The 25201-nt window shown below is 67.4% G+C and carries 28 protein-coding genes; 10 read left to right on the top strand and 18 right to left on the bottom strand.

The genetic code is table 11. The features are described from left to right. Nucleotides 1-15 precede the first annotated feature (15 nt). Nucleotides 16-492, bottom strand: coding sequence for a DUF2244 domain-containing protein (locus KF796_20120; GenBank protein MBX3588945.1), 477 nt, complete (start codon nucleotides 490-492; stop codon nucleotides 16-18). A gap of 81 nt (nucleotides 493-573) precedes the next feature. Next, nucleotides 574-1476 carry a biotin synthase gene (locus KF796_20125; protein ID MBX3588946.1) on the bottom strand — a complete coding sequence of 301 codons (903 nt, stop codon included), beginning with the start codon at nucleotides 1474-1476 and terminating at the stop codon, nucleotides 574-576. A 34-nt stretch (nucleotides 1477-1510) separates the two neighbouring features. Here KF796_20125 and KF796_20130 point away from each other — a divergent pair, with 34 nt between their 5' ends. From KF796_20130 to KF796_20140, 3 genes are all read left to right on the top strand, one after another. Then, nucleotides 1511-2206 carry a ComF family protein gene (locus KF796_20130; GenBank protein ID MBX3588947.1) on the top strand — a complete coding sequence of 232 codons (696 nt, stop codon included), beginning with the start codon at nucleotides 1511-1513 and terminating at the stop codon, nucleotides 2204-2206. A 131-nt stretch (nucleotides 2207-2337) separates the two neighbouring features. Next, nucleotides 2338-2805 carry a tRNA (uridine(34)/cytosine(34)/5-carboxymethylaminomethyluridine(34)-2'-O)-methyltransferase TrmL gene (gene trmL, locus KF796_20135; GenBank protein ID MBX3588948.1) on the top strand — a complete coding sequence of 156 codons (468 nt, stop codon included), beginning with the start codon at nucleotides 2338-2340 and terminating at the stop codon, nucleotides 2803-2805. A gap of 134 nt (nucleotides 2806-2939) precedes the next feature. Beyond that, complete coding sequence (locus KF796_20140) at nucleotides 2940-3266, top strand: hypothetical protein (protein ID MBX3588949.1); 327 nt, start codon at nucleotides 2940-2942, stop codon at nucleotides 3264-3266. On the opposite strand, the gene KF796_20145 is transcribed toward KF796_20140, so the two are convergent. After that, nucleotides 3256-4185 carry a LysR family transcriptional regulator gene (locus tag KF796_20145; GenBank protein ID MBX3588950.1) on the bottom strand — a complete coding sequence of 310 codons (930 nt, stop codon included), beginning with the start codon at nucleotides 4183-4185 and terminating at the stop codon, nucleotides 3256-3258. The genes KF796_20140 and KF796_20145 overlap by 11 nt on opposite strands. 213 nt (nucleotides 4186-4398) lie before the next feature. On the opposite strand from KF796_20145, the gene KF796_20150 reads away from it, so the two are divergent. Beyond that, complete coding sequence (locus tag KF796_20150; protein ID MBX3588951.1) at nucleotides 4399-4683, top strand: DUF4148 domain-containing protein; 285 nt, start codon at nucleotides 4399-4401, stop codon at nucleotides 4681-4683. Nucleotides 4684-4768: 85 nt separating this feature from the next. Here KF796_20150 and KF796_20155 read toward each other — a convergent pair whose 3' ends face one another. Both KF796_20155 and KF796_20160 read right to left on the bottom strand, forming a co-directional pair. After that, nucleotides 4769-5224, bottom strand: a complete 456-nt coding sequence (locus KF796_20155; protein MBX3588952.1) for a MaoC family dehydratase — start codon at nucleotides 5222-5224, stop codon at nucleotides 4769-4771. 94 nt (nucleotides 5225-5318) lie between these two features. Continuing rightward, on the bottom strand, nucleotides 5319-5936 hold the full coding sequence (locus KF796_20160) for a ParA family protein (GenBank protein MBX3588953.1): 618 nt from the start codon (nucleotides 5934-5936) through the stop codon (nucleotides 5319-5321). Nucleotides 5937-5999: 63 nt separating this feature from the next. On the opposite strand from KF796_20160, the gene KF796_20165 reads away from it, so the two are divergent. From KF796_20165 to KF796_20175, 3 genes are all read left to right on the top strand, one after another. After that, on the top strand, nucleotides 6000-6629 hold the full coding sequence (locus tag KF796_20165) for an NAD(P)H-dependent oxidoreductase (protein ID MBX3588954.1): 630 nt from the start codon (nucleotides 6000-6002) through the stop codon (nucleotides 6627-6629). 2 nt (nucleotides 6630-6631) lie between these two features. Further along, nucleotides 6632-8479, top strand: a complete 1848-nt coding sequence (kefC, locus tag KF796_20170; GenBank protein MBX3588955.1) for a glutathione-regulated potassium-efflux system protein KefC — start codon at nucleotides 6632-6634, stop codon at nucleotides 8477-8479. Between the two features lie 105 nt (nucleotides 8480-8584). Continuing rightward, nucleotides 8585-11968, top strand: coding sequence for a response regulator (locus KF796_20175; protein ID MBX3588956.1), 3384 nt, complete (start codon nucleotides 8585-8587; stop codon nucleotides 11966-11968). Here KF796_20175 and KF796_20180 read toward each other — a convergent pair. From KF796_20180 to KF796_20220, 9 genes are read right to left on the bottom strand one after another with little or no spacing between them, the layout of a single operon-like run. Then, nucleotides 11914-12669, bottom strand: a complete 756-nt coding sequence (locus KF796_20180; GenBank protein ID MBX3588957.1) for a sulfite exporter TauE/SafE family protein — start codon at nucleotides 12667-12669, stop codon at nucleotides 11914-11916. The genes KF796_20175 and KF796_20180 overlap by 55 nt on opposite strands. Before the next feature lie 31 nt (nucleotides 12670-12700). Further along, nucleotides 12701-13249, bottom strand: coding sequence for an NAD(P)H-dependent oxidoreductase (locus tag KF796_20185; GenBank protein MBX3588958.1), 549 nt, complete (start codon nucleotides 13247-13249; stop codon nucleotides 12701-12703). 42 nt (nucleotides 13250-13291) lie between these two features. Continuing rightward, nucleotides 13292-13909 carry a nuclear transport factor 2 family protein gene (locus tag KF796_20190; protein MBX3588959.1) on the bottom strand — a complete coding sequence of 206 codons (618 nt, stop codon included), beginning with the start codon at nucleotides 13907-13909 and terminating at the stop codon, nucleotides 13292-13294. Continuing rightward, a complete protein-coding gene (locus tag KF796_20195; protein ID MBX3588960.1) occupies nucleotides 13899-14237 on the bottom strand; it encodes a Dabb family protein in 339 nt (112 codons plus the stop codon). The genes KF796_20190 and KF796_20195 overlap by 11 nt, the downstream gene beginning before the upstream one ends. A 14-nt stretch (nucleotides 14238-14251) precedes the next feature. Continuing rightward, nucleotides 14252-14551, bottom strand: coding sequence for a YciI family protein (locus KF796_20200; protein MBX3588961.1), 300 nt, complete (start codon nucleotides 14549-14551; stop codon nucleotides 14252-14254). An 8-nt stretch (nucleotides 14552-14559) separates the two neighbouring features. After that, nucleotides 14560-15879, bottom strand: coding sequence for a TRAP transporter large permease (locus KF796_20205; GenBank protein ID MBX3588962.1), 1320 nt, complete (start codon nucleotides 15877-15879; stop codon nucleotides 14560-14562). Next, nucleotides 15876-16439: a TRAP transporter small permease gene (locus KF796_20210; GenBank protein ID MBX3588963.1), complete on the bottom strand. Its 564-nt coding sequence runs from the start codon at nucleotides 16437-16439 to the stop codon at nucleotides 15876-15878. Before KF796_20210 ends, KF796_20205 begins: the two co-directional genes overlap by 4 nt. Continuing rightward, a complete protein-coding gene (locus KF796_20215) occupies nucleotides 16436-17527 on the bottom strand; it encodes a C4-dicarboxylate TRAP transporter substrate-binding protein (GenBank protein MBX3588964.1) in 1092 nt (363 codons plus the stop codon). Before KF796_20215 ends, KF796_20210 begins: the two co-directional genes overlap by 4 nt. Before the next feature lie 20 nt (nucleotides 17528-17547). Continuing rightward, nucleotides 17548-18384, bottom strand: coding sequence for an intradiol ring-cleavage dioxygenase (locus KF796_20220; protein MBX3588965.1), 837 nt, complete (start codon nucleotides 18382-18384; stop codon nucleotides 17548-17550). 139 nt (nucleotides 18385-18523) lie between these two features. On the opposite strand from KF796_20220, the gene KF796_20225 reads away from it, so the two are divergent. Next, entirely contained in the window at nucleotides 18524-19450 is a 927-nt protein-coding gene (locus KF796_20225; GenBank protein ID MBX3588966.1) for a LysR family transcriptional regulator, read from the top strand. A gap of 133 nt (nucleotides 19451-19583) precedes the next feature. Here the strand turns inward: KF796_20225 and KF796_20230 are convergent, their stop codons facing one another. Further along, the gene (locus tag KF796_20230) at nucleotides 19584-20291 is read right to left on the bottom strand and encodes a FadR family transcriptional regulator (protein ID MBX3588967.1); all 708 of its coding nucleotides are present in this window, start codon (nucleotides 20289-20291) and stop codon (nucleotides 19584-19586) included. Between the two features lie 260 nt (nucleotides 20292-20551). Here KF796_20230 and KF796_20235 point away from each other — a divergent pair, with 260 nt between their 5' ends. Both KF796_20235 and KF796_20240 read left to right on the top strand, forming a co-directional pair. Then, complete coding sequence (locus KF796_20235) at nucleotides 20552-21595, top strand: amidohydrolase family protein (protein MBX3588968.1); 1044 nt, start codon at nucleotides 20552-20554, stop codon at nucleotides 21593-21595. 43 nt (nucleotides 21596-21638) lie between these two features. After that, the gene (locus KF796_20240; GenBank protein MBX3588969.1) at nucleotides 21639-22391 is read left to right on the top strand and encodes an enoyl-CoA hydratase/isomerase family protein; all 753 of its coding nucleotides are present in this window, start codon (nucleotides 21639-21641) and stop codon (nucleotides 22389-22391) included. 10 nt (nucleotides 22392-22401) lie between these two features. Here KF796_20240 and KF796_20245 read toward each other — a convergent pair whose 3' ends face one another. From KF796_20245 to dhaL, 3 genes are read right to left on the bottom strand one after another with little or no spacing between them, the layout of a single operon-like run. After that, nucleotides 22402-23526 (bottom strand): ABC transporter substrate-binding protein, encoded by a 1125-nt coding sequence (locus KF796_20245; GenBank protein ID MBX3588970.1) that lies wholly within the window; start codon nucleotides 23524-23526, stop codon nucleotides 22402-22404. Nucleotides 23527-23569: 43 nt separating this feature from the next. Continuing rightward, nucleotides 23570-24553, bottom strand: a complete 984-nt coding sequence (gene dhaK, locus KF796_20250; protein MBX3588971.1) for a dihydroxyacetone kinase subunit DhaK — start codon at nucleotides 24551-24553, stop codon at nucleotides 23570-23572. Then, nucleotides 24550-25188 (bottom strand): dihydroxyacetone kinase subunit L, encoded by a 639-nt coding sequence (gene dhaL / locus KF796_20255; protein MBX3588972.1) that lies wholly within the window; start codon nucleotides 25186-25188, stop codon nucleotides 24550-24552. The genes dhaK and dhaL overlap by 4 nt, the downstream gene beginning before the upstream one ends. Nucleotides 25189-25201 lie beyond the last annotated feature (13 nt).

The raw sequence follows: 25201 nt of genomic DNA on the forward strand, positions 1-25201 counted from the left end.
CACACCGGCGAAGCCTCACGCCGCGCGCAAGGCCATTCGAATCTCTCGCGCCAGCGCCGGGCGCAATTCGGGGCGCACATAGCGCCCCACGCTCACCGTGCGGCCCCGGGCCGACAGTGCGATCAGCGAACGGTCGCCGGCGGTGGGCTCGACGCGAACCCATTCGCGGCTGAACTCCGCGCGCTCCAGCTTGCCCGCATTCTCCAGCTCCACCACCAGCTGCCCGCCTTCCAGCGAAATCCGCTCGCCGTCCGTGGCATGGCGGGCATAGACCAGGAAGGCCGCGCCCACCGCCATCAGTTCGATCCAGGCAAATGGCAGCACCAGATGCGCGCCCTGCCACCAGAACAGCATGCCGATGCCGAGCGACACCACGCACAGTGACAGGTACATCCAGCCCAGCTGGGCGGGAGTGACCGAGCAGTTGCGCTTCAAGAACCAGTGGATGTTCTGGCCCGAGGTGGTGGCGAATCGGAAAACGGGGCTCGACACAGGCGTGCGCCTACAAAATCAGCCGTCAATTGTAGCGTGGGTTTACCCCTAAACCCGCCCACCCTGTGGCGCGCTCGGGCTTCAGCGTCCGGGCTTGCCCGAGCGCAGCATGCTGCGCATGTCGCGCAGCGACACCGCGCTGTGCTCGTCCATGCGCACCCGCGGCGCCGGCTTGAGGGCATGGCCATAGATGATCTCGAAGGTCAGCGAGAGCCGCCCGGACGGCACCGGCTGCGCCAGCCGGGCCGCCAGTTCCCGCTCCAGATCGGCCCGCCAGCGGCGTCCGCGCAGGCCGGCAAACCGCGCGGGGTGCAGGTTGGCGCCCAGTTCCCGAAGCTCCTGGATCATCCGGCCCGGGCTCTCCCAGCTCAGCACAATGCGCTCCATGTCCATCACCGGTTCGGCAAACCCGGCCTGCACCAGCATGTCGCCCCAGTCGTGCATGTCGGTGAATTCATGGGCCGGCGCCGGCCAGCCCAGCGCCTGGTACAGCGCGCGCAGCTCGCGCAGCGTGTCGGGCCCCAGCGCCGAGAACATGACGAAGCCATCGGTCGCCAGCGCCTGGTGCCACTGGCGGATCAGCGCCAGCGGGTCCGCTTCCATGTGCAGGGCCATGTTGGCCCAGACCATCTGCACGGCGCCTTCCGGTGGCGGCGCGGCCCGGGTTTTGCCGCCCCGCCAGCGGCCCGGTTGCCACCACGGCTTTGCTATGGTTTGCATAGCAAGCTGTGCCCGGCTGTCCTGGACTTCCACCACAAAACAATCCGAATCCGGGTAGCGCGCGGCCAGCAGCGCATGGGCCTGCAGCCCGCCGCGCACTGGCGCCCAGTGGGCCCAGGCGGCGGGTTGCATCCTGATCCACTGCAGCCGGTCCTCCATGCGCCGCGCCACCTCTTCGTGCAGCCAGGGTGAGGCCGCGGGCGCGGACCGCTGCCAGCGCGCGGCGGCGACAGGGTCGATGGTGGGGGGGCGTTCGGAAGCCATGGAATGCGGGGGCAGCGCCGAGTATATTGAGCCGATGTTCCGTGAGCTGATCGCCAGGGCCGAAGCCGCCATTCCCGGGCAGTGCGCGGTCTGCCAGGCATGGCCTTCACGGCCGCTGTGCGAAAGCTGCGTGGCGCGGTTTGCGCAGCCGGTGCCACGCTGCGCCACGTGCGCCGAGCCGGTGGCCGCCGGCCTGCGCCGGTGCGGGCCCTGCGTGGCGGCACCGCCGCCGCTGGATGCCTGCCTGGCCGCGGTGGCCTACGCCTACCCCTGGTCGCACTGCATCGCCGACTTCAAGTTCCGCGGCCAGGCCGGCTGGGCCCGGGCCTTTGCCACCCTGCTGCGCAGCACACCCTGGGCCGAGCCGGCCCTGGAAACCAGTGACCTCGTGCTGCCCATGCCGCTGTCGCGCGAACGGCTGCGCGAGCGCGGATTCAACCAGGCCCTGCTGCTGGCGCGCCGCCTGGCGCCGGCCAAAACCGACGCCACGCTGCTGCTGCGCGTGCGCGACACCCCACCCCAGCGGGCGCTGGACCGGGCGGCCCGCCAGCACAACGTGCGTGATGCTTTTGCGGTGGAGCCCCTGCGCGCGGCGCAGTTGCGGGAGCGCCGGGTGGTGCTGGTGGACGATGTGATGACCAGCGGGGCCTCGCTGCACGCCGCCGCCCGGGCACTGCGCGGGGCCGGTGCGGCCCATGTCACGGCCCTGGTGCTCGCGCGCACTGACTGAGCGCCGCCGGGCCGCCCCAAGGCGCGAAGGCCCCCTCGGGGGGCAGCGACCCACTCAAAGCGGGGGAGCGTGGGGGCTCTGAACCCGGCTCGGCGTGGCCGCGCCACCATGAATCGTCACAATAGCGCGCCATGTTCCACATCGTCCTGGTCGAACCCGAAATCCCGCCCAACACCGGCAATGTCATCCGGCTCGCGGCCAACACCGGCTGCACGCTGCACCTGATTGAGCCGCTGGGCTTTTCAATGGATGACAAGCACATGCGCCGCGCCGGGCTGGACTACCACGAGTACGCCGAGGTCCGCCGCCACGGCGACTGGGCCGCCTTTCTCGCCAGCCAGCAGCCCGATCCGGCCCGGCTCTTTGCCCTGACCACGCGTGGCACGCGGCGGCCGCACGAGGTGGCTTTCCAGCCCGGCGACTGGCTGGTGTTTGGCTCTGAAACCCGGGGCCTGGCGCCTGAGCTGCGTGACAGCTTCGCGCCAGCCCAGCGGCTGGCCCTGCCCATGCGCGCGGGGCAGCGTAGCCTGAACCTGTCCAACGCCGTGGCGGTCACGGTCTTTGAGGCCTGGCGCCAGAACGGCTTCGCCAGCACCTGATTACTTCAGGCTTATTTACTTTAAGCTTGAATTATTCAATAATTGTGGTCTTGGGTGGCACCCCACCCGGTTCAGGCGCGGCGACCCGTTCGCGCAACGCAACGTGTCTACAAGACCTGGAGAAGTCCGTGATCATGGCCATGAGAAGAGTGCTGGGCCTGCCGCCCGCCGCGCCGCAAGGCGACCCCGCAGAACGCGCCGCGTTCGCCGTCAAGCTGACCCTCCAGGAAGTTCGCCAGCACCTGCACCAGACCGTGCACGACTGCAGCGGCTCCGACGCCCAGCGCCTGCGCTTCAAGCTGCAGGCCGCCACCTCGGTCAAGGAGTTCTGGATGCTGCGCAGCGAGCTGTACGCATGCATTGCCCGCGGCCACAGCCAGACCGAGGCGGCGCGGCGCATCAACGCCCTGCTGCCCTGCTTTGACGGCTGGTTGCCGTCCCGGCTGCTCGTCAGGATCTGACGCCAGGCGCCGCCGCCTGCGGCGCAAACTCCGCCAGGAAATCCAGAAAGGCCCGCGTGCGCGCCGGCATGAACTTGCGCGTGGGCAAGGCCGCGTAAATGGTGAAGCGCCCAAAGATCCAGTCGGGCAGCACCTGCACCAGCGAACCGCGCGCGAGGTGGTTGGCCACCAGCAGGCGCGACAGGAAGGTGATGCCCGCGCCGTCCAGCGCGGTGCGCAGCAAGACGTCAAAGCTGGTGGTCTGCAGGGCCGGCGTCCAGTCCACCTCCACCGGCCCGCCCCCGCCGCCTGCCGGCACCAGCCGGGTGCGGCGCCCGCTGTGTCCGGAATTCTGCGGCCACTGGAACTTGAGGTAGGTGTGGCGCGGCAGGTCCTGCGGCACGGCCGGCGTGCCGGCGCGCTTCAGGTAATCGGGTGAGGCGCAGGCAATCCAGTCGGTGGTGGCCAGCGGCCGGGCCACGATGTCGGCATCAAAGCCCTCGTCCACCACCAGGAAGGTCACATCGAACTCCTCGATGCGCGACTGCGGAAACGGCTCGATCGCCAGTTCCAGCTGCACCTTGGGGTGGCGGGCGTGCCAGGTGGCGATGCGCGGCGACAGGAAATACGAGGCCAGCACCGGCGTGGCCAGCACATGCAGCGTGCCCTGCAGTTCGCGCACATGTTCGGCGGCCTCGGACTCGGCATCGGCCACCTCGTGCAGGATGTTGCGCACCCGCAGCAGGTAGGCCTCGCCAGCGTCGGTGAGTGACAGCTTGCGCGTGGTGCGCTGCATCAGCCGCGCGCCCAGTTGCTCTTCCAGCGCCGCGACCGTGCGGGTCACGGCAGCGGGCGACATGTCCAGCGCACGCGCGGCCGACGCAAAGCCGCCTTCGTCCGCCACGCGCTGGAACACCCTCATCGACAGGAAGCGATCCATTTGAAACAAATCTGATACAAGATCAACCATTATTGCAGATACCGCAATGTTCAATTGATGACTATACGGTTTCCAAATGGCGATGGGCTGCGTAAAGTACGAACCATCGATGAGAAAGAAAGCCTTCCAGGCGACTCACCGAGGCTGGAGTTGACGGGTTGATGAAGCCCGCCAAGCCCGGAAATGTCACTCAACCACGAAAGGACCTTCATCATGAAAGCCACTCACATTCTCGCCATCGCCTCCCTGTCCACCCTGGCCGCCTTTGGCGCCCACGCGGACGAGTACTACGGTTCGCAGTACGCCATGCAGATCGACGGCCAGCGCAGCCGCGCCGAAGTGCAGGCCGAAGCCCGCAACCCGGTCATGATCAGCAACGGCGGCACCGGCGTTCACGCTGTGGTGAAGTCGGGTCTGGACCGCGCCGAAGTCCGCGCCGAAGCCGCTGCCGCGCTGCGCGCCGGCGAAATCCCCCAGGGTGAAATCGGCCTGATGTAAATCGGCAACCGCGCCCACGGCCAGCCGCCACGCCCTCACGGGCCTGGCGGTTTGGCTTTTGGGGGGCGCGAAGACGGCCGCCCGCTCAGGGGTAGCGGCGGGCCAGCGACTCGGCCACGCAGACCGGCTTGTCCAGGCCCTCGCACTCGACGGTCACGCTCCAGGTCATCTGCATGCCGTTGTTGGCGATCGGCTCGCAGGCCAGCAGCTTCATGCGCGCGCGCAGGCGGCTGCCCACGGGCACGGGCGAGGTGAAACGCACCCGGTTCAGGCCGTAGTTCACGCCCATGCGCGACTCCAGGATCTCCATGGACGATTCAAAAAATCGGGGGATCAGCGACAGCGTGAGGAAGCCGTGCGCAATGGGGGCACCAAACGGCCCCGCCTTGGCTTTTTCCACGTCCACGTGGATCCACTGGTGGTCGCCCGTGGCCTGCGCGAACAGGTTGACCTGCTCCTGGGTGATGGTGATCCAGTCGCTGACAGCGACCTCCTGCCCCACCAGCGGCGGCAGCTCGGAAAGCGTTTGAAAGGTTTTCATGCGCCCAATGTAGCAACCATGGGCTCGCCCGCTTGTCGGGCCAGTGACAGGCCGCCGCCCGCAAGCGCCACCGCAAACGCCCCTGGGCGCGCCATCAGGCGTCGAGCCAGCGGCAGATGCCTTCCCACTGCTCCAGGTCCTTCTGGACCCGGCCCGGCGCCACGTCAAACAGCGTGAGGCCACGCGCCGCCAGGTGGATGTAGTTCTGCGTGTGGCGCAGGTAGCCCAGCACCGGCAGGCCCAGGCTGTCGACGAACTCGTGCAGCTTGTCGGCCGCGATGGTGCGCGAATCGACCCGCATGCCCACAATGCCCACCTGCAGCTGCGCCGCCTTGCGGTGCTCGGCCAGTTCGTCGAGGAAGGCGCGCGTGGCAAAAATGTCGAACACGCTGGGCTGCAGCGGCACGATCACCCGGTCGGCCAGCTTGAGCACCTCCTTGAACATCTTGCCGTGCAGGCCCGCCGGGGTGTCAAGCACCACATGGGTCGTGCCCTTGGGCGGTTTGGCTAGGTTGTCGGCGGTCAGCTCCCAGGTGCTGATCGGCCTTGCCTCGGGTGGCCGCAGTCCGAGCCACAGCCGGGACGACTGCTGGCGGTCGGCGTCCCCGAGCATCACCGGATGGCCCCGGCTCGCGAAGTAGCCGGCGACATGGGTCGCCAGCGTCGATTTCCCGACACCGCCTTTGGGATTGGCAACGACCACGACCGGCATGAGCAGCTCCTGTGAAGTGAGGGGGCGTGCGATGTACTTCCGCAGTTACGCTATGTTAGCGGTATGGACGATCCCGCAACCACCGAATTGCCGCCCCCGGTCTATCTGCTGGCGGCCCACCCCAACTGGCGCGAGTCCCGGGTCAACCGCCGGCTGCTCGCCGCCGCCCGCGGCCTGGCGGGGGTGGACGCCCACGACCTGTACGCCACCTATGCCGACTACGCCATTGACGTGCCGGCCGAGCAGGCCCGCCTGGCCAGCGCCAGCCTGCTGGTGCTGATGCACCCGGTGCAGTGGTATTCCATGCCGGCGCTGCTCAAACTCTGGCTGGACGAGGTGCTGAGCTACGGCTGGGCCTACGGCACCGGCGGCACCGCGCTGCGCGGCAAGGACCTGTGGCTGGTGGCCACCACGGGCGGGCCCGAGTCCTCCTACCACCCGCAGAGCTACAACCGCTATTTCTTTGACGCCTTCCTGCCGCCCTATGAGCAGACGGCCGCGCTGTGCGGCATGCGCTTCCTGCCGCCGCTGCTGCTGCACGGCGCCCACAGCGCGGGGGAGGACGAGGTCCAGGCCCATGTCGAGGTGTTTGCCGAGCGCCTGCAAAGCTACCCGCAGTGGCCCGAGCTGGACGAGCTGGAGCAATGCCCGGCCTGCGAAGTGCCCCCCACCGACCGCCCCGAGGACACCTGAGCATGGAACACGCCCCCACCTGGCTGACCAACAGCCTCATTTACCTGGGCGCGGCGGTCTTCGTCGTGCCGCTGTCCAAGGCCCTGGGCCTGGGCTCGATCATTGGCTACCTGGCCGCGGGCATTGCCATCGGGCCCTGGGGCCTGGGCCTGGTGACCAATGTGGAAGACATCCTGCACTTCGCCGAGTTCGGCGTGGTGCTGATGCTGTTCCTGGTGGGGCTGGAACTGGAGCCCCGGCGGCTGTGGAGCCTGCGCCGGCCGATTTTTGGCTGGGGCAGCGCCCAGGTGCTGGGCTGCGCGGCCCTGCTGTTCGCGGGGGCCTGCGCCGCGGGCGTGCCCTGGCGCATCAGCCTGGTGGCGGCGCTGGGGCTGGCCCTGTCGTCCACCGCGATCGCGCTGCAGGTCATGGGCGAGCGCAACCTGATGCCCACGTCCAGCGGGCAGGCGGGTTTCTCGATCCTGCTGTTCCAGGATGTGGCCGCCATCCCGATCCTGGCGCTGATGCCCCTGCTGGGCGTGGTTTCAGAGGCCAATGAGGCTGTAGTCCCCGTCAACCGGGCACTGGAAGCTATCAAAATCGTAGCAGTCATTGCCGGCATCGTGCTCGGCGGCCGCCTGCTGCTGCGCCCCGCGCTGCGCTGGATCGCCAAAAGCGACACGCCCGAGATCTTCACCGCGGCTTCGCTGCTGCTGGTGGTGGCGATTGCCGCTCTGATGCAGCTGGTGGGCCTGTCGATGGCGCTGGGCGCCTTCCTGGCCGGCGTGCTGCTGGCCGAAAGCGAGTACCGGCGCGAGCTGGAGACCGACATCGAGCCCTTCAAGGGCCTGCTGCTGGGCCTGTTCTTCATCGCCGTGGGCATGAGCATCGACTTTGGCGTGCTGGCGCGCTCACCGGGCCTCATGGCGCTGATCGTGGTGGCGTTCCTGGCCGTCAAGGGTGTGGTGATCTACGGCCTGTCGCGCCTGATGGGCCTGCCCTTCCAGGAGCGGCCGGTGTTCACGCTGCTGCTGGCGCAGGGTGGTGAATTTGCCTTTGTGGTGTTCCAGGCCGCGGCCGGCGCCAGCGTGTTTTCGCCCGAAACGGCGTCGCTGCTGATCGGTGCGGTGGCCATCTCGATGCTGCTCAGCCCGCTGGTGCTGGTGGCGGTGGACAAGCTGGTGCTGCCGCGCTTTGCCAACTGCAATGTGCCGGACATGGAGGAAATCTCCGAGCCGCAGAACGCGCCCATCATCATCGCGGGCTTTGGCCGCTTCGGCCAGATCATCGGCCGCATGCTCACCGCCCAGGGCATTGCCGCCACCGTGCTGGACCACGACGCCGAGATGATCGAGGCCGCGCGCTCGTTCGGCTACAAGGTGTTCTACGGCGACGCCACGCGGCTGGACCTGCTGCGCACCGCGGGCGCCGCCACGGCCAGAATCCTGGTGGTGGCGGTGGATGACGTGGCCCAGTCACTGGAGGTGGTGGACCTCGCACGCGAGCACTTCCCCCACCTGGAGATCGTGGCGCGGGCCCGCGACGTGACCCACTGGAACGAGCTGCGCGACCGCGGCGTGATGCGGGTCGAGCGCGAGATGTTCGAGTCCAGCCTGCGCAGCGCGCGCACCGTGCTCGAGGTGCTGGGCTACCCGCCGCACGAGGCCCGCCAGCACGCCATGCGCTTCCGGCGCCACAACATCGAGCTGTTCGAGCAGATGTACCCCTTCCACAAGGACCGGGCCAAGCTGATCGCGGTGGTCAAGCAGGGGCGTTCCCAACTGGAGGAACAGATGGCCCGCGAACGCGCCGAGCGCGACGAGCGCCTGAAGGCCGCCGGCGGCCGCCCCCCGGGATGGGAAGGCCAGTGAGGCGCCCCCTTCAGCCACACGCCTAAGCCCCTTGAGCAAATGGCTTAAGGCCCCCGGGCGGGCCCGTGATGTGATGAAGGCTCCCCTTCGAAGGAGAGTTTCATCATGGACCGAGCCCCCGTCGAGCTGGCCATCTCGCTGCTGGATGCCGATCCGCCGTCCCACGGCGCCGGCGAGGCCCTGGCCCATCTGCAGCGCGAACTGGCCGACACCCGGCGCAAGCTGGACCTGCGCGATCGGGAGCTGGTCGGTCTGCGCGGTTCGCATGAGCTGCTGGTGTCCACGCTGGACGCGGCCAACGACGGCATCCTGACGCTGCAGTTTTCCGACAACTCGCTGTACTACAACATCCGCTTCGTCGAGATCTGGGGCATCCCCGAGGACCGCCTGAGCGACATGGACAGTGCCGCCCTGGTCGAATTCCAGGTCACCCAGGTCCGCGATGCGCAGGATTTCCGGGCGCTCGTCGAGCGGCGCCAGATGGACCCGGAGGCCGAGGACTTCAGCGTGATCGAGATGAACGATGGTCGCGTGCTGGAGCGCCATGTCATCCCCCAGCGCATCCACGGCCGCTGCGTGGGCAGCGTCATCACCTTCCGTGACGTGACCGACCGGCAGCGCTACGAGGAAAAGATGATGTTCAATTCACTGGTGGTGGAAAACTCGGGGCCGATGCTCTGGGTTGACCCGGACCACCAGACCGTGATCTACGCCAACCAGGGCGCCTGCGATGTCCTGGGCTACTCGGCCGAGGAGTTCGTGGGCATGCCCCTGCCGACCTTCGCCATCGATTTTTCACCCGAAAGAGCCCTGGCCTTGCGGGAACAGCGCCGCCAGTCGAAAAAGCCGGTGGTGTTCCAGGACCGCAACCGCCGCAAGGACGGCACCATCATTGATGTCGAGGTCACCACCTTCGTCGCGCAGGACGAGAAGCGCACGCTCAACATCGCCGCGTTCAAGGACATCACGGGCCAGAAGCAGGCCGAGCAGGGCCGCAAGCGCCAGGAAGCCACGCTCAACTCGCTGATCAACTCGATCTCGGACCTGATCTTCTACAAGGACCGCGACGGCCGCTACCTGGGCTGCAACACCGCCTACGCGGCGCTGGTGGGCATGCCGGTGACCGACATCATCGGCAAGTGCTGCGACGACCTGTTCCCCCCCGACATCGCCCAGGCCATGCACGAGCGCGACGCCAGATCGCTGCAACTGCTGCACGAGCAGTCCTCCGAGTACTGGGTCACCTACCCGGACGGGCAGCGCGCCCTGTTCGACACCGTCGTCTCGCCCCTGTGGGACGAGCTGGGCGAGCCCCAGGGCCTGCTGGGCATCAGCCGCAACATCACCGAGCGCAGCAAGCAGGACGCCGAGATCCGCCGGGCCAAGGAAATGGCCGAGGAAGCCACGCGGATGAAATCCGATTTCCTGGCCAACATGAGCCATGAAATCCGCACGCCCATGAACGCCATCATCGGGCTGTCGCACCTGGTGCTCAAAACCGACCTGACGCAGCGCCAGCGCGACTACCTGCAGAAGGTCCAGACCTCGGGCCAGCACCTGCTGGGCATCATCAACGACATCCTGGACTTCTCCAAGGTCGAGGCCGGCAAGCTCGAGCTGGAAAGCACCGACTTCGAACTCGAGCGGTTGCTGGACAACACCGCCAGCCTGATCAGCGAAAAGTGCTACGCCAAGGGCCTGGAACTGGTGTTCGAGGTGGCCCCGGACGTGCCACCCCACCTGGTGGGCGACTCGCTGCGCCTGCGCCAGATCCTGCTGAACTATGCCAACAACGCGGTCAAGTTCACCGAGCGCGGCGAAATCATGATCTCGGTGCGGGCCAGCGAGCACACCGACACCGACGTGCTGCTGCACTTCCGGGTGCAGGACACGGGCGTGGGCCTCACCCCCGAGCAGATCGGCCGGCTGTTCCAGAGCTTCTCGCAGGCCGACACCTCGACCACCCGCAAGTTCGGGGGCACCGGCCTGGGCCTGGCCATCTCCAAGCAGCTCGCCGGCCTGATGGGCGGTGAAGTGGGCGTGGAAAGCGTGCACGGCGAGGGCAGCTCGTTCTGGTTCAGCGCGCGCGTGGGCATTGGCAGCGCAAGCCGCCCGGCGCGCCAGCCCTATCCCGACCTGCGCGGCTGCCGCGCGCTGGTGGTGGACGACAACGACCACGCGCGCGCCGCCATCGCCGGCATGCTCGAGGACATGAGCTTCGTGGTGTCCCAGGCCGACTCCGGCTCCGCGGCCATCGAGGCCGTGCGCCAGGCGGCCCTGAACAAGCAGCCCTACGACATCGTCTACCTGGACTGGCGCATGCCAGGCATGGATGGCATGCAGACCGCGCGCGGCATCAAGGCGCTGGGCCTGGACGCCACGCCCATGTTCCTCATGGTGACGGCCTATGGCCGCGAGGAATTGCTCAAGGAAGCCGGCGATGCCGGCATCGACAACGTGCTGGTCAAGCCGGTATGCCCGTCGATCCTGTTTGACACCACCATCGAGGCGCTGGGCGGGCGCCGCACCGAAGCCACCGCTCCGGCGAGCCCCCAGGCTGGCGGCCCGGCAGCGGACAGCCACACCGGGCTGACGGCCATCCGCGGCGCGCGCATCCTGCTGGTCGAGGACAACGACATCAACCAGCAGGTCGCCCGCGAGCTGCTGGAGGACATGGGCCTGGTGGTGGACGTGGCCGATGACGGTGAACAGGCGCTGGCCCGCCTCGATGCCGCCGCCTACGACCTGGTGTTCATGGACATGCAGATGCCCGTGATGGATGGCGTGACCGCCACGCGCCAGATCCGCCACCAGGAACGCTACGCCCAATTGCCCGTGATCGCCATGACGGCCAACGCGATGGAACAGGACCGCAGGAAATGTGCGGACGCCGGCATGAACGATTTCGTGGTCAAGCCCATCGACCCGGAGGCGCTGCAGGCCATCCTGGTGCGCTGGGTCCGCCGGCCCGGGGCCGCCCAGCCCCCGCAGACCGCCCGCAGCGCCGCACCGGCACCGCAGCCCGCCGCGGTGACCCCGGCCGCGAACAACGACCCCAAGCTTCCCCGGGACGTGCCCGGACTGGACACGGCGCTGGGCCTGTCACGCATGATGGGCAAGCAGCCGCTGTACCTGGCCATGCTGGGCCGCTATGTGCAGGGCCAGCACCACGTCGCCCAGCAGGTGCGCGAGGCGCTCGCGGTGGGTGATTTCGTGCTGGCCGAACGTCTCGCGCACACCACCCGGGGCGTGTCGGGCAATGTGGGCGCGGTGACCGTGGAGGCCGCGGCCGGCGCGCTGGAACTGGCGCTGCGCGCCAAACTGGATCTGCCCGAGATCAAGGAGCGGCTGGAACTGCTGGACGCCACCATGAGAGCGTTGATCGGCGCCCTTCAGCCCCAGCTGCCGGCCCCCGTGGAGGAGGCAAAGACGCCTCAGCGCACGGCATCCCACACCAGCTTGAGCCCGGTGAGCAGCATGCCGGCATAGATGAAGCGGTAGAACAGCACCGGGTTGATCCGGTGCGCAATGCGCACGCCAATGAACACGCCCACCGGCGCCAGCGGCAGCAGCACCAGCGAGGTGGCCAGGTTGCGCAGGTCCAGCAGGCCCAGCCAGGCGTAAGGCACCCATTTGCTGAGGTTGATTACGAAGAACAGCACCGCCATGGTGGCGGTGAACACCAGCGGCGGCAGCCGCATGGGGATCACATAGGCGTTGACCGGCGGGCCGCCCGCATGGGCCACAAAGCTGGTGAACCCCGCCGTGGTGGTGAGAATGGCACCCAGCCATCTGGGCGGACTGGGGCTGTCCGGTCGCGGCGGGAACAGCAGGCGCTGCGCCAGGAACAGCAGCGTGAACACGCCCACGATGCCAGCCACCGTGTGCGCATCCAGCAGCTTGAACAGCAGCGTGCCGATCACCGTGCCCAGCAGGCCAAACGGCACCAGGAAGCGGATGAGCTTCCAGTCAAAATGCTTGCGGAAGGCGTGCAGACCCAGCAGGTCCATGAGCAGCAGCACCGGCATCAGGATGGCGGCCGCCTGCGGCACCGTGACGGCCATGGCCATCAGCGGCACGGCCAGCGAGCCAAAGCCCGCGCCAAAGCCGCTTTTGCTGATGCCCAGCAATAGCACGGCCGGAATGGCCACGGCATAGAAATGCCAGTCGGTGATGAGGGGAAAGGTCAAGATCGGCAGCCTGCGTGCAAAGCCCGCAAGCTTAGCGGACGCGCGCGGCCAGTGCTTGCAGCGATGCCAGCAGGTCTCCGATGAATTTGGCCGTGGCCTCGTCGGTCAGCTCGCCTTCGGCGTTGAATTTGCTGGCCGCGTGGCTGATGAACACCTCGGGCTTGTTGACCGTGAAGGTGTTCATGAACACCAGCACCTGGCGCAGGTGGTACTGCACGCGCGCCGTGCCCACGGGGCCCGGGCTGGCGCCCATGATGGCCACGGGCTTGCCGTCAAACGGTGGCTCGGGCGGGCGCGACAGCCAGTCGAGCGTGTTCTTGAGCACCCCGGGAATCGAGAAGTTGTATTCGGGGGTGACCAGCAGCACCGCGTCGGCCGCGCGCACCTGCGCCTTGAGGGCGGCCACAGCGGCGGGCTCGCCGGCAGCGCGCACGTCGTCGTTGTACAGCGGGATGCCCGCAATGTCGGCGATGTCGATCGCCATGCCCTGGGGCGCGAGCTTTTGCGCCGCGCGCAGCGCCATGCCGTTGAACGAGCCCTTGCGCAGGCTGCCGCAGATGCCCAGTACCTTGAATGTCATGAAAACTCCTGTTGATCCGGTTGAAATGGTGTGATGCGCGGGCTAGCGCTCGAGTTCGCCGCCCGCCAGCCAGCGCGCGCCGCGGCGGTACAGCGCGTCGACCTCCGGGCCCTTGAGCATGGGCATGTCCAGCTTCACGGTGTAGCCCAGGCGGGTCTGGATATAGGCCAGGTGCCGGTAGCCCTCGGGGAACTGCGCCAGCGCGGCCGCGTCCAGCCGCAGCCGGGCCGTGGCGTCGAGCGGGTCGATGCGGTCTTTTTCGTAAATGGGCTGCCGGTGCAGCAGCTTCCACGCGCCCTCGTGGCGCACCACAAAGTCATAAAAGCGGCCCGTGCAGACCACATCGCACAGCACGGGGCCGTCCTCGCCCTCGACCATGCCGCGCTGCGAAATGGTCATCTTGGTCTGCGCAATGGCGCGGTCGCCGGCCACGTCGATGGCCGATCCGCCCAGAAAGTGAAGGATGCTCACGCCCCGGGCCCAGCCCTCCTGCGTGACGCGGATGAACTCGGCAAACGGCCCCTGGAACCAGGTGGCCATCATCACGCCCTCGGGGTGCCACACGGTGGCAAAACGCGACCAGTCGCCGGCGTCGCGCCAGACGGCCCAGCGCTCCACCATCTGGCGGATCAGCAACTCATCCTGCAGGTCATTGGTCATGCAAGGTCTCCCGGGATACAGCGCCGGACCGGGCCAGCGGCCGCGCCGGGGCCGCATAGTCCACCTGGTGGCGGGCCACGCGCAGGTTGCCCAGCTCGCGCTTGACGCGCAGGTGCTCGGGGTGATCGGCATAGGCGTCCAGCGCGGCCTGGGACTCGAACTCGCTGTACAGCACCACGTCGCAGGCGTAGTCCACGCCGCTGTGGTCCACGCCCACCTCCAGGTGCAGCAGGCCCGGGATGCGCCCCACCAGGCTGGCAAAGCTGGCGCTGAGCCGGTCGGCCTGCGCGGCGCGCTCGGCCGCCGTGTCGCCGCGCAGGTCCCACATGACGATGTGCTTGATCACGACGGAAAGCCGGCTTTCTGCGGCCACAGGTTCACAAAGGCATGCACCGTGGTGCTGGCGTACAGGCCGGCCCGGGTGAAGGGCTCGTCGGCCAGCCAGGCGTGGGCCGCGTCGCGCGAGGCGAAGTCAATCGCCAGCAGGCTGCCCACCATGGTGCTGCCGTCGTCATGGGTGAACGGGCCGGCGAAGGCGATGCGGTCGGCCACGGCGGCCAGGTAGGCCTTGTGTTCGGGCCGCACGCGCTGGCGCAGTTCGGCCGTGCCCGGCTTGTCGATGAGGATGAAGGTGAAGATCATGGGTTGCCTTACATGCGGGCCAGCCAGGTGGACAGGCCCGGGAACGCGATGATGACCCCCAGCACGGCGAGCATCATCAGCACAAAGGGGAATGTTCCCGCAAAAATGTCGCGAATGGTGATGCGGGGGTCATTGAGCGCCGACTTGACGGTGTAGACCGACACGCCAAACGGCGGTGTGAGCAGGCCGATTTCCACCGCCACCACCGTCACCACGCCAAACCACACCACGTCCATGCCAAAGGCGCGGGCAATCGGCAGCACGATGGGGATCATGATGAGCATGATGGACACCGAGTCAATGATGCAGCCCAGCGCAATGACAATGCCCACATAGGCTGCCATGAAGCCCCAGGGCCCCAGCCCCATGTGGGTGATGCCCTCGGTGACCGAGTTGGGCATGCCGGTGAGCGCGAGCATGCGGCTGTAGAGCATGGCGGCAATGATGAGGAACAGCACCGAGACCGACACATAGCCCGTCTCCACCAGCACCTGCCACAGCTTGCGCCAGGTCAGGCGCCGGCGCACCAGCGCGATCACCAGCGCCCCGGCCGCGCCCACGGCGCCCGCCTCGGTGGGCGTGAAAAAGCCGCCATACAGGCCGCCCAACACCAGCGTGATCAGCACCAGGATGGGCACGAACTTGATGGCCGCCGACAGCGGCGTTTCGGCCCCGTCGGCGCACACGCCGTTCAGCGCGTCCTCGGTGCCGATCATTGACGGCCTGAGGTAGGCCATGCCCACGATCAGCACCGCAAAGCCCAGCGCCAGCACCGCGCCCGGGATGATGCCCGCGATGAACATGCGGCCGATCGACTCCTCGGCCAGCACGCCGTAGATGATCATGAGCAGGCTGGGCGGGATCAGCATGCCCAGCACCGACGAGCCCGCCACCACGCCCACCGAGAAGCGCGGCGTGTAGCCATGGCGGATCATTTCGGGCACGGCCACCTTGGTGAACACCGAGGCCGAGGCGATCGAGATGCCGGTGATGGCCGCGAACACCGCATTGGCCGCCACCGTGGCCAGCCCCAGCCCGCCGCGGATGCGCCGCAGCAGCCACTGGAACACATCGAACGTGTCGCGCCCCACACCCGACACGCTCACCAGCATGCCCATGAGCACAAACAGCGGGATCACGCCAAACAGGTAGTCGCGAATGGCGTCATTGGCCGAGGCCGCCACAAAGCGCGCGGCCACCTCGGGGCTCTTGACCATCCACACACTCACGAACGAGGTGACGATCAGCGCCACGCCAATGTGCATGCCAAAGTAGATGCCGGCCAGCATCAGGCCGATGGCGACCACGCCAATCTGCAGATCGCTCATGCGGCCGCTCCAGCGCCCGCGCCCGCGGCGCGCCAGTCCTGCCAGGCCAGCAGCGCGTACTGCAGCGCGGCCAGCGTGGCGCCCAGCACCACCACCACCCGCATGGGCCAGACCGGGAAGGTGAACACCCCCTCCACGCCCAGGAACTCGTTGCCCACCCAGGCCTTGGCCAGCATGGGCCAGGTGGCATAGGCGATCACGCCACAGGCAAAAATGCCCGCCGCCGAGAACAGCGCACGCAAGCGCAGGCCGGCACGGGGCCGGCGCGCGATGAACGGGTCAATGAACAGGTCGGCCCGGCTCATGCGGCCATGGCGGAGCGTGCCCGGCAACTGCAGGAACACGATCACCACGATGGACGTGGCCACCAGCTCGGCCACGCCGTCAATCGGCCGGTTCAGCAGGTTGCGCATCAGCACATCGGCGCACATGAGCAGCATGACGAGGCCGATCACCACCGAGCCAAAGGCATTGAGCCCATCCACCAGCTTGCCGAACGGGCTGGACGGAGCCGAAGGCGCGGGCCCGGCCTCCAGGTCGGTGTTGGCTTCGTAGCTCAAAGCTCTTTGTCCCAGTCGCGGGCGGGCTTGACGCCGCGCTTGCGCAGCGCGTCCATGTAGCTCTTGACGATTTCCTTGGCCGGGCCCTTGGAGGCATTGGTCCTGGCCCATTCGGCCGCGAGGTTGGGCATGGTCTTGACCCACTTGTCACGCTCGCCATCACTCAGGGCCGTGATGCGCACGGCCGGCGACTGCTTGGCCCCCACCTCGGCCATGGTCTTGAGCGCGCCCTGGTAGCGCTGCATCAGCGTCTCGCCCAGCGCCTTGGAGTACTCCTTGCCCACATCCTTGACGATCTTCTGCACCTCGGGCGGCAGGTTGCCGTAGCTGTCCTTGTTCATGGCCATGCCGCCGATGTACAGCGCGCCGATGTTCACCGTGGTGATGTAGGGCGCCACTTCATAAATCTTGTTGGGCAGGATGCCTGTGGAGATGGACAAAGTGCCCTCGCTCACGCCGGTCTGGATGTCGGTGTAGTAGCTGGTCAGCGAGCCGTCCACCGGCACCGCGCCCGAGCCCTTGAGCCACAGGCCAATGGAGCCCGGCGCCGAGATCTTGCGGCCATTCAGGTCGGCGTAGGTGGCGATCGGGTTTTTGGTGAACAGGTGGTAGGTGTCAACGCCGGTGGCGCCCAGGAACACCATGTTGTTCTTTTCCCATTCCTTCCTGAGGGCGGGCGTCTTCTCGTTCATCTCATTGGCCACGTCGAGAATGATGCGCACGTCGTCGGTGGTGAACGGCGTGACGGTGCCGAACTGGCTCAGCGGCATCTTGGCCGCCTCCAGGTTGTGGAACACCCAGCCAATGTCGGTCACGCCCTGCTCCACACTGGTCAGCGTGGCGTTCATCTTGTAGAGTTGGCCGCCATAGGCCTCGCGCCATTCAATCTTGTAGCCCTTGTTGAGCGCGGCCACGCGCTTGTTGACCTCGGGCACGAACAGCGTGCTCATCAGCCCCACCCAGGGCAGCGCCACCGGGTGGCTGGACGCAATGGTGAGCTTGAAGGTCTGGTCGGCCTGGGCCGTGGACAGGCCGGCCGCCAGCAGGGCGGTGGCCAGCGTGGTGTGCAGGAACTTGCGCTTGATCATGGTGTGTCTCCAGTGGTTTTTTAAAGCGGCCTTGCAGGGGCCAGAACGAAATCGAACTCCACGAGCCAGTGCCCGTCGGGCTGCTGCACCCAGTCGGCAATGAGCGACTGGCGCACGCCAAACACGGCGTCGCTGTCCAGGTACTGGTCGTGGTTGCGGAACACGTGGGTGATCAGCGTCTCGTAGCCCGGCGCCTTGATCATGAAATGCAGGTGGGCCGGCCGCCAGGGGTGGCGGTTGGTGGCGCGCAGCATGTCGCCCACCGGGCCGTCGTCGGGAATCGGGTAAGCCTCGGCCAGGATGGACTTGAAGTGGTAGCGGCCATCCGGGCCCGAGTGCAGCACGCCGCGCGCCTGGGCGGCCGGCAAGTCCTGGCGCTGCACGTCGTACTTGCCCTCGGCATCGGCCTGCCAGACTTCCATGACGGCGCCCGCCACCGGCTCGCCACCCAGGCCGCGCACCGTGCCGCGCACCTCGCAGGGCTGGCCCACGGCGCCGTTGGCCACGTCGGCCCCGTGCTCGTAGTGCGGCGCGCCTTCCACATGGAAAGGGCCGAACACCGTGGCTTCGGTACAGCCCGCGGGCTTGTCGTTGTTCATGGCCACCGTCAGCATGGACAGGCCCAGGGTGTCGCTCAGCAGGATGAACTCCTGGCGCTGGTCGTCGGTGATGTGGCCCACGCGCGTGAGGAACTCGATGCCGGCCATCCACTCGGCTTCGGTCAGCTTCACCTCGCGCGCAAAGGCGTGCAGGTGGCGCACCAGGCTGTTGATGATCTCCTTGAGCCGCGGGTCGGGCGTGTTGGCAAAGCGCGCCATCACCGCCTGGGTGATGGTGTCCTGGTTCAGGTTTCTCATGGTCTTGTCTCCTCGGCCCACCCTCGGGTAAGCGCCATGGAACGGACTGTAGGTTTTTCAGAAAATGAATGAAAGGCCTTAAAACGCAAAAAACTCTTCCGGAAACCGGAAAACTCAACGCACCTCATGGAGCCCCGGCATGGACCGCCTGCGCGAACTCGAACTCTTTGTCCAGGTGGCCGAAACCGGCAGCCTGAGCCGCGCCGCACTGGCGCTGGGCCTGTCCAACGCGGCGGCCAGCCGCCACCTGGCCGCGCTGGAGGCCCGGCTGGCCGCGCGCCTGGTGGAGCGCAACACGCGCCGCCTGTACCTGACCAGCGAGGGGCAGGAGTTCTTCAGCCGTGCACGGGCCGTGCTGGCGGACCTGGCCGATGCCGAGTCCACCGTCAACGCCACCGCCTTCAACCCCAGCGGCCTGCTGCGCGTGAGCGCCTCGCTCTCGTTTGCCATGCAGCACATTGCGCCGCGCCTGCCCGAGTACACGCGCCGCTACCCCAAGGTGCGCGTGCATGTGGAGTCTGCCAACCGCTACCTGGACCTGATCGACAACAACATTGACGTGGCCATCCGCACGCGCGAGGTGGAGCCCGACAGCAACATCACCATCCGCCGGCTGGCGGCCACGCGGCGCATCCTGGCCGCGTCACCGGCCTACCTGTCGGCCCACGGGGTGCCGCGCACCCCGGCCGAGCTGGGCCGCCACGCGCTGCTGATCTATGTGTATGCCAACAACCCCAACGAGCTCAGGTTCACCCGCGGCGACGAGGTGCAGACCATCCCCGCGCCCGGCCTGCTGGAGAGCAACGACGGCCAAATCCTGCGCGCCGCCGCGCTGGGCGGCATGGGCATCCTGGTGCAGCCGAGCTACATCGTCTACGACGACATCGTGGCCGGCCGCCTCGTGCCCGTGCTGGACGAATGGGACCTGCCACGGCTGCAGATCAACATCGCCTACCCCAGCCGAAAGCACCTGTCGGCCAAGGTGCGCAGCTTCATCGACTTCATGGTCGAGGCATTTGAGAAGAACGGCTATGAGCGCAAGTGGACGGGACGGCAGGGGATTTGAGGCCGGGGTCTGCGCGCGGGAAAGATTGATTTGCTACTGTTTTTGTAGCACGCAGTGGCCGCCAGCTATGGACTCCAGGGCTTTCTGGCTTCAAACCCTGGCGGAAGACGATGAGCACGGGGCGCGGCTTGGGTCAAGACCATTCTTGCCGGGACGCCACCCAACGATCCTGTGAGGCTTGCAGATGGGACCGCATGGCCGTCTGCGCCCCGAGCACGTCCCGGCTTTCCAATGCACGCAGGATGGCTTCGTGCTCACGCAGTGCCGCCATCCAGGTTTCTGTGTTGTCCGAGCGCTCGCGAAGATGCGAAGCGAGCGAGCTGTGGCGGGAGTCGAACAACTCCATGACCAGGCGCTCCATGACCGAATTGCGCGTCAACGCGGCAATGGCCAGGTGAAATGCCCGGTCGCCCTTCAGGGGCGACTGGCCTTCCGAAATGGCAGAACGCATTTCTTCCAGCGCCTTGTCCACAACGGCAATCCCCGCGGGGGTTGCCAGGCCGCAGGCAAGCGCCACGACCGATCCTTCAAAGGCTGACCGCGCCTGCAACAACTCGATCGCGCTCTCCCCGAGGGACCTCGTCGGGCTCGGCGCCCGATCCGACACCTCGCGGACGTAGACGCCGGCGCCCATCCGGACTTCGACGCTGCCCTCCATTTCGAGCGCGATCAGCGCCTCCCGCACCGACGGGCGAGAGACCCCCAATTGCAGCGCCAGGTCGCGTTCAGGCGGCAAGCGCCCACCGACCGGGAACTTCCCCTTCAGGATGAGCCCGCGAATCTGGTCTGCGATCTGCTGGTACAGCCGGCGGGTGTCAATGGGCTTGAGTTGGTCAATCAAAACTGTCTTTCGCGCCGAGCTCGGCAAGGTGGCCTGACCAGATCATTCTGTCAGGCGGAAAGCTTGCGAGAGAAGTGTAGCGCGGCTGATAGCTCCAATTCCTTCTAGGGCACCAAAGCCCACAGCTGGAAACATAAGGGAAAGTACGGTAAGGCCAATTTTGACATTTTGATAAATTGGCCTTACCACTTGACCTCTGCCGCGTGGCGCAGACGACTTCATTTCCCCGAGACACCACGATCAACCTGAAGGAGATCAGCATGAAGGAGACAGGCATGAAGGAGACAGCGAGGAAAGGCTTCAAACACGGTGTCGCGGCGCTAGCGATGCTGGGCATGGCCTCGATATTCACGGCGTGCGGCGGTGGCGGTGGCAGCAGCGGCGATCTGGAACTGGAAGCCGCGATCGCCAACGCCGAACGCAGCGCGCCAGCCGGCAAGCGGCCCATCGTCGAGACCCACATTCACTTCTGGCAGACGACACGCCCAGGCGGTGTGCCGTGGCCCACGGCAGCGGAAGGGCCGATCTTCCGCGATGTGCTGCCACCGGAGTACACCGCATTCGCCAAGGCCCAGGGCGTCGTGGGCGCAGGGGTCGTGGAGGCAAGCGGCATCGTCGAGGACAACCAGTGGATCCTCGACCGGGTCAAGAGCGATCCGTTCTACTCGTATTTCGTCGGGAACCTCGAGATCGGCGCGCCGACCTTTGCCGCCGATCTCACGCGTTTCGCGGCCGATGCGCGCTTCGTGGGAATCCGCGGCTACCTGACCGGCCCGGCCGAAGGCATCACCCTCAGCGCAGCACAGCTCACCAGCCTGCGCGACCTGGCAGCCCGTGGCATGACGCTGGACATCATCAGCCGGGGAACGAAAAACCCGAAGAGCCAGGTGCAGGCGTTGTGTACAGCGGTGCCCAATCTGCGCATCATCATCGATCACCTGGGTGGCGCTACCGGGCCGGCGGTTGATCCCACCTGGGAGCTGGAAATTCGCCGTCTCGCCGCCAACTGCCCGAATGTGTACATGAAGTTCTCGTCGTTCTATGACATGTACGCTCCCGGGGACGTGGTCTTCGCATCGCCCACGGACCTCGCCTCCTACAAGCCGCACTTCGATGTGCTGATGACGGCGTTCGGCGCAGACCGCCTGATCTGGGGGAGCAACTGGCCTGTCATCACCCTGCATGGAAGTTTCGAGGCTCAGATTGCCATCGCCGAGGCGTATCTGGCCCCGTTTGGCACCAGCGTGCGCGACAAAGTGATGTTCAAGAACGCCCTCGGGTTTTATCGCCGGCACAAGTCATAGCCGTTGAAAACCAGCATGCCCCGGGCCATACGAAAATGGCCCCATGAACACCGGTTCCCCAGAACTCACCGTCGATGGCGCCATCGCCACCATCACCCTGCGCCGCCCCGAGCAGGCCAACCGCCTGACCACCGACGACCTGGTGCAGTTGTCTAAGCTGATCGCCCAGGTCAACACCATGCCCGCGGTGCTGGTGCTGCTGCTGCGCGGCACGGGCAAGTATTTTTGCAGCGGCTACGACATCGGCAGCATTGGCGGCGAGCGCCCCGTGGACTTTGCCGGCATGGTCGACGCCGTGGAGCAGGCCCGGCCCGTGACCATCGCCGTGCTGCACGGCGGCGTGTATGGCGGGGCCACCGACCTGGCCCTGGCCTGCGACTTTCGCATCGGCGCCCAGGGCATCGACATGTTCATGCCTGCGGCCCGCCTGGGGTTGCACTACTACCAAAGCGGCATGGAGCGCTACGTGACGCGGCTGGGCCTGGACAACGCCAAGCTGCTGTTCCTCACGGCCCAAAAGCAGAGCGCCCGGCAGATGAAGGACATGGGCTACCTCACCCATCTGGTCGAGCCGGCCCAGCTGGAGCCCGAAGTGCGGGCCCTGGCGGACACCTGCGCCGCCATGGCGCCCATCCCGCTGCTGGGCATGAAGCGCCACCTGAACAGCATGGCGCGCGGCACGCTGGATGTGCAGGCGCTGAACGACGACATGCGCCGCGCCATGGCGTCCGACGACCTGCGCGAGGGCCAGGCGGCCTGGGCCGACAAGCGCGCGCCCAGGTTCAGCGGGACATAGTCAGGCGCGGCTACTTCATGAAGCGCAACGCGCTGGACACCACGGTGAGCTCCACAAAGGCCGAGGCACTGCGGGTCTGCGGGTTGAAGGTCAGCTGGAAGCCGTTGATGTCGGTGGGCGCCAGGCGTTCCAGCGCGGCGGCCAGCGCGGTGCTGGAGGCCTCACGCGCACGCGCCCTGGCCAGCGACGTGGTCAGCCAGCGCGCGGCCAGATAGCCTTCCATGCTGGCAAAGTCGGGAACGATCTGGTGGCGGGAGCAAAAGTGCTGGAACTCGCGTGCCACGGGTGTCCCGCCATTCCACGGAAAGGGCACGACCTGCGAGACCGAGGTGCCCACGGCCAATGGCCCCAGTTGGTCCAGCAAGGCCTGGCCCCCCACCGTGGACAGGGTGTAGAACCCACCGGTGAACCCGGCCTGGCGCGCCGCCGCGACGAACGCCGCACTGGCACCGGGGTTGGCCCCCAGCACCATGGCCTGCGGCCGGGCCGCCACCAGCGTGGCCACGGCGGCCGCCACGTCGGTGCTGCCGCGCGACACGCTGGCGCTCACGGCCGAGGCCAGGGCGGCCGCGCGCGCCGCCTCGTCGAACGAGTCGCGCATTTCCCAGCCGGCTGATTCGTACTCGAACAGCAAGGCCACGCGGTTGATGCCCACGGTGCTGGTGTGGCGGATGATCTGGCGGATTTCCTCGCGATGCCCCGCGCGCAGCAGAAAGACGTGGCTGTTGTCGGGCTGGCGCAGCGCGTCCATGCCACTGACCGCCGCGATGAAGGGCACACCCTCTTCGCGGGCCACCTGCATGCCCTCGCGGTTGGCCCCCGCCCCGACAAAGCCGAACAGACCGATGGCCTTGTGCTCGCTGGTGAGCAGCTTGGCGTTGATCGTTGCGCGCTCCACCTGGCCGCCATCGTCCAGGGTGGTCAGTTCCACGCGGGGGCCCGACGCACTGCCCGCACTCTGGGCAAACCAGGCCAGCGCCGCGTCGCGAAACTGGCGGCCCACACTGCCGTTCGGGCCCACCAGGGGCGCCGACTGGCCCAGGCGCACCACCAGGTCATCCGGCCTGGCGGTGGCCGGCCACGCGGGGCAGCAGGCCGCGGCGGCGGCCAGGGCAAGGGCTTGGCGTCTTTGCATGATGCACCTCCTGGGAATGGACTGACAGCGCCTGCCGGCAGGGCTACCAGCGAAGGGCTGCGGTGTGCACCGGCGCGTCCCACAGCCGGGTCAGCTCGTCGTCCAGCAGCGTGACGGTCAGAGAGGCACCGGCCATCTCCAGCGCCGTGGTGTAGTTGCCCACCAGCGATCGGACGACCTTGAGGCCGCGGGCTTCAAGCTGCTGCTGAGCGCAGTGGTAGAGCAGGTACAGCTCGATCAGCGGCGTGCCGCCAAAGCCGTTGACGTGCAGCAGCAGCGGCGCGCCAGCGGGCGGCGACAGGTCGCCCAGGATGGCGTCCAGCAGCTCGGTCACCAGCGCCTGAGCGGGCTGTACGGGGCCGCGCCGGCGACCGGGTTCGCCGTGGATGCCGACGCCAAACTCCATCTCGTTGTCGGCAATGTCGAAGGTGGGGCGGCGGGCAGCCGGCACGGTGCAGCTGGTCAGGGCCACGCCCATGGACGCGGTGCGGCTGTTGACCCGGTCGCCCAGCGCCTTGCAGGCCTCCAGGTTGGCGCCGTATTCCGCCGCCGCCCCGACGATCTTCTCCACGATCAGGGTGCCCGCCACGCCGCGGCGGCCGGTGCCGTGGGTGGAGCGCTCGACCGCCACGTCGTCATTCACCAGCACCGTGGCGCAGGGCTGCTGCATCATCTCGGTGGCCATCTGGAAGTTCATCAGGTCACCGGCGTAGTTCTTGACGATGAACAGCACGCCCTTGCCGCTGTCCACCGCGCTGGCCGCGGCCAGCATCTGGTCCGGCGTGGGCGAGGTGAACACCTGGCCGGGACAGGCCGCGTCCAGCATGCCCTTGCCAATGAAGCCGCAGTGCAGCGGCTCGTGGCCCGAGCCGCCGCCGGAGATCAAGGCCACCTTGGGGCTGGACAAGGCCTTGCGGGTCACATAGACCGGCTCCAGGCTGAGCTGAAGCAGGTCGGCGTGCGCAGCCGCCAGGCCCTGCAGCGACTCGTGCAGCAGGTTGTCGACATCGTTGACGAATTTCTTCATGACGAAACCCTCGCCGTCAGCATGTCGCACACCGCAAACAGCGCCACTTGGCTGGTCTTGGCGCCCGGGTCGATGTGGCCCAGGGCGCGCTCACCCAGGAAGTGGGCGCGGCCCTTGGTGGCGATCATGTCGCGGGTGGCCAGCATGTTGGCCTGCGCATCGGCCTTGAGGCGGGCGCACAGCGTGTCCAGATCGCAGCCCTCCTCCGTCAGCCGCACCAGCAGCCGGGCCGCCGGGATCAGCACATCCAGCATGGTCTTTTCCCCCAGGTCGGCCTTGCCGCGGCTCTTGATGGCTTCCACGCCAGCCGACAGCGCGCGCGCGAACTGCCTGGCGTCGGGCTCGACCAGCCCCTCCAGGTCCCGGGCCATGGCAATGAAGAAGCTGCTGATCAGGGGGCCGGAGGCGCCGCCGATGGTGCTCAGCAGCTTCATGCCGATGCGGTGCAGCGCGGCCGTGGGCGCCAGCGCCACCAGATCGGGCTTGAGTGCGTCGATGGCCTCGCAGCCGCGGCGGATGTTGATGAAGTGGTCACCGTCGCCAATGGCACGGTCCAGCGATTCAATGTGTTCCTCGTTGGCTAGGATGGCGGCATGCACCGAAGCGGCGGCGGAGATGATGTCTTGTGTGTTCATGGCGTGAAGGGAG

Origin of the sequence: Ramlibacter sp. (assembly GCA_019635435.1) — a bacterium.
Lineage (GTDB): Bacteria > Pseudomonadota > Gammaproteobacteria > Burkholderiales > Burkholderiaceae_C > JAHBZM01.

Coding starts and splice junctions, on each gene's coding strand:
- KF796_20130 (MBX3588947.1), top strand. CDS start 1,511: ATGTTCCGTGAGCTGATCGCCAGGGCCGAAGCCGCCATTCCCGGGCAG.
- KF796_20155 (MBX3588952.1), bottom strand. CDS start 5,224: ATGAAAACCTTTCAAACGCTTTCCGAGCTGCCGCCGCTGGTGGGGCAG.
- KF796_20220 (MBX3588965.1), bottom strand. CDS start 18,384: ATGAGAAACCTGAACCAGGACACCATCACCCAGGCGGTGATGGCGCGC.
- dhaK (MBX3588971.1), bottom strand. CDS start 24,553: ATGAAGAAATTCGTCAACGATGTCGACAACCTGCTGCACGAGTCGCTG.
- KF796_20235 (MBX3588968.1), top strand. CDS start 20,552: ATGAAGGAGACAGGCATGAAGGAGACAGCGAGGAAAGGCTTCAAACAC.
- KF796_20140 (MBX3588949.1), top strand. CDS start 2,940: ATGGCCATGAGAAGAGTGCTGGGCCTGCCGCCCGCCGCGCCGCAAGGC.
- KF796_20240 (MBX3588969.1), top strand. CDS start 21,639: ATGAACACCGGTTCCCCAGAACTCACCGTCGATGGCGCCATCGCCACC.
- KF796_20175 (MBX3588956.1), top strand. CDS start 8,585: ATGGACCGAGCCCCCGTCGAGCTGGCCATCTCGCTGCTGGATGCCGAT.
- KF796_20165 (MBX3588954.1), top strand. CDS start 6,000: ATGGACGATCCCGCAACCACCGAATTGCCGCCCCCGGTCTATCTGCTG.
- KF796_20205 (MBX3588962.1), bottom strand. CDS start 15,879: ATGAGCGATCTGCAGATTGGCGTGGTCGCCATCGGCCTGATGCTGGCC.
- trmL (MBX3588948.1), top strand. CDS start 2,338: ATGTTCCACATCGTCCTGGTCGAACCCGAAATCCCGCCCAACACCGGC.
- KF796_20225 (MBX3588966.1), top strand. CDS start 18,524: ATGGACCGCCTGCGCGAACTCGAACTCTTTGTCCAGGTGGCCGAAACC.
- KF796_20200 (MBX3588961.1), bottom strand. CDS start 14,551: ATGATCTTCACCTTCATCCTCATCGACAAGCCGGGCACGGCCGAACTG.
- KF796_20190 (MBX3588959.1), bottom strand. CDS start 13,909: ATGACCAATGACCTGCAGGATGAGTTGCTGATCCGCCAGATGGTGGAG.
- KF796_20195 (MBX3588960.1), bottom strand. CDS start 14,237: ATGTGGGACCTGCGCGGCGACACGGCGGCCGAGCGCGCCGCGCAGGCC.
- KF796_20145 (MBX3588950.1), bottom strand. CDS start 4,185: ATGGATCGCTTCCTGTCGATGAGGGTGTTCCAGCGCGTGGCGGACGAA.
- KF796_20215 (MBX3588964.1), bottom strand. CDS start 17,527: ATGATCAAGCGCAAGTTCCTGCACACCACGCTGGCCACCGCCCTGCTG.
- KF796_20185 (MBX3588958.1), bottom strand. CDS start 13,249: ATGACATTCAAGGTACTGGGCATCTGCGGCAGCCTGCGCAAGGGCTCG.
- kefC (MBX3588955.1), top strand. CDS start 6,632: ATGGAACACGCCCCCACCTGGCTGACCAACAGCCTCATTTACCTGGGC.
- KF796_20160 (MBX3588953.1), bottom strand. CDS start 5,936: ATGCCGGTCGTGGTCGTTGCCAATCCCAAAGGCGGTGTCGGGAAATCG.
- KF796_20150 (MBX3588951.1), top strand. CDS start 4,399: ATGAAAGCCACTCACATTCTCGCCATCGCCTCCCTGTCCACCCTGGCC.
- dhaL (MBX3588972.1), bottom strand. CDS start 25,188: ATGAACACACAAGACATCATCTCCGCCGCCGCTTCGGTGCATGCCGCC.
- KF796_20125 (MBX3588946.1), bottom strand. CDS start 1,476: ATGGCTTCCGAACGCCCCCCCACCATCGACCCTGTCGCCGCCGCGCGC.
- KF796_20245 (MBX3588970.1), bottom strand. CDS start 23,526: ATGCAAAGACGCCAAGCCCTTGCCCTGGCCGCCGCCGCGGCCTGCTGC.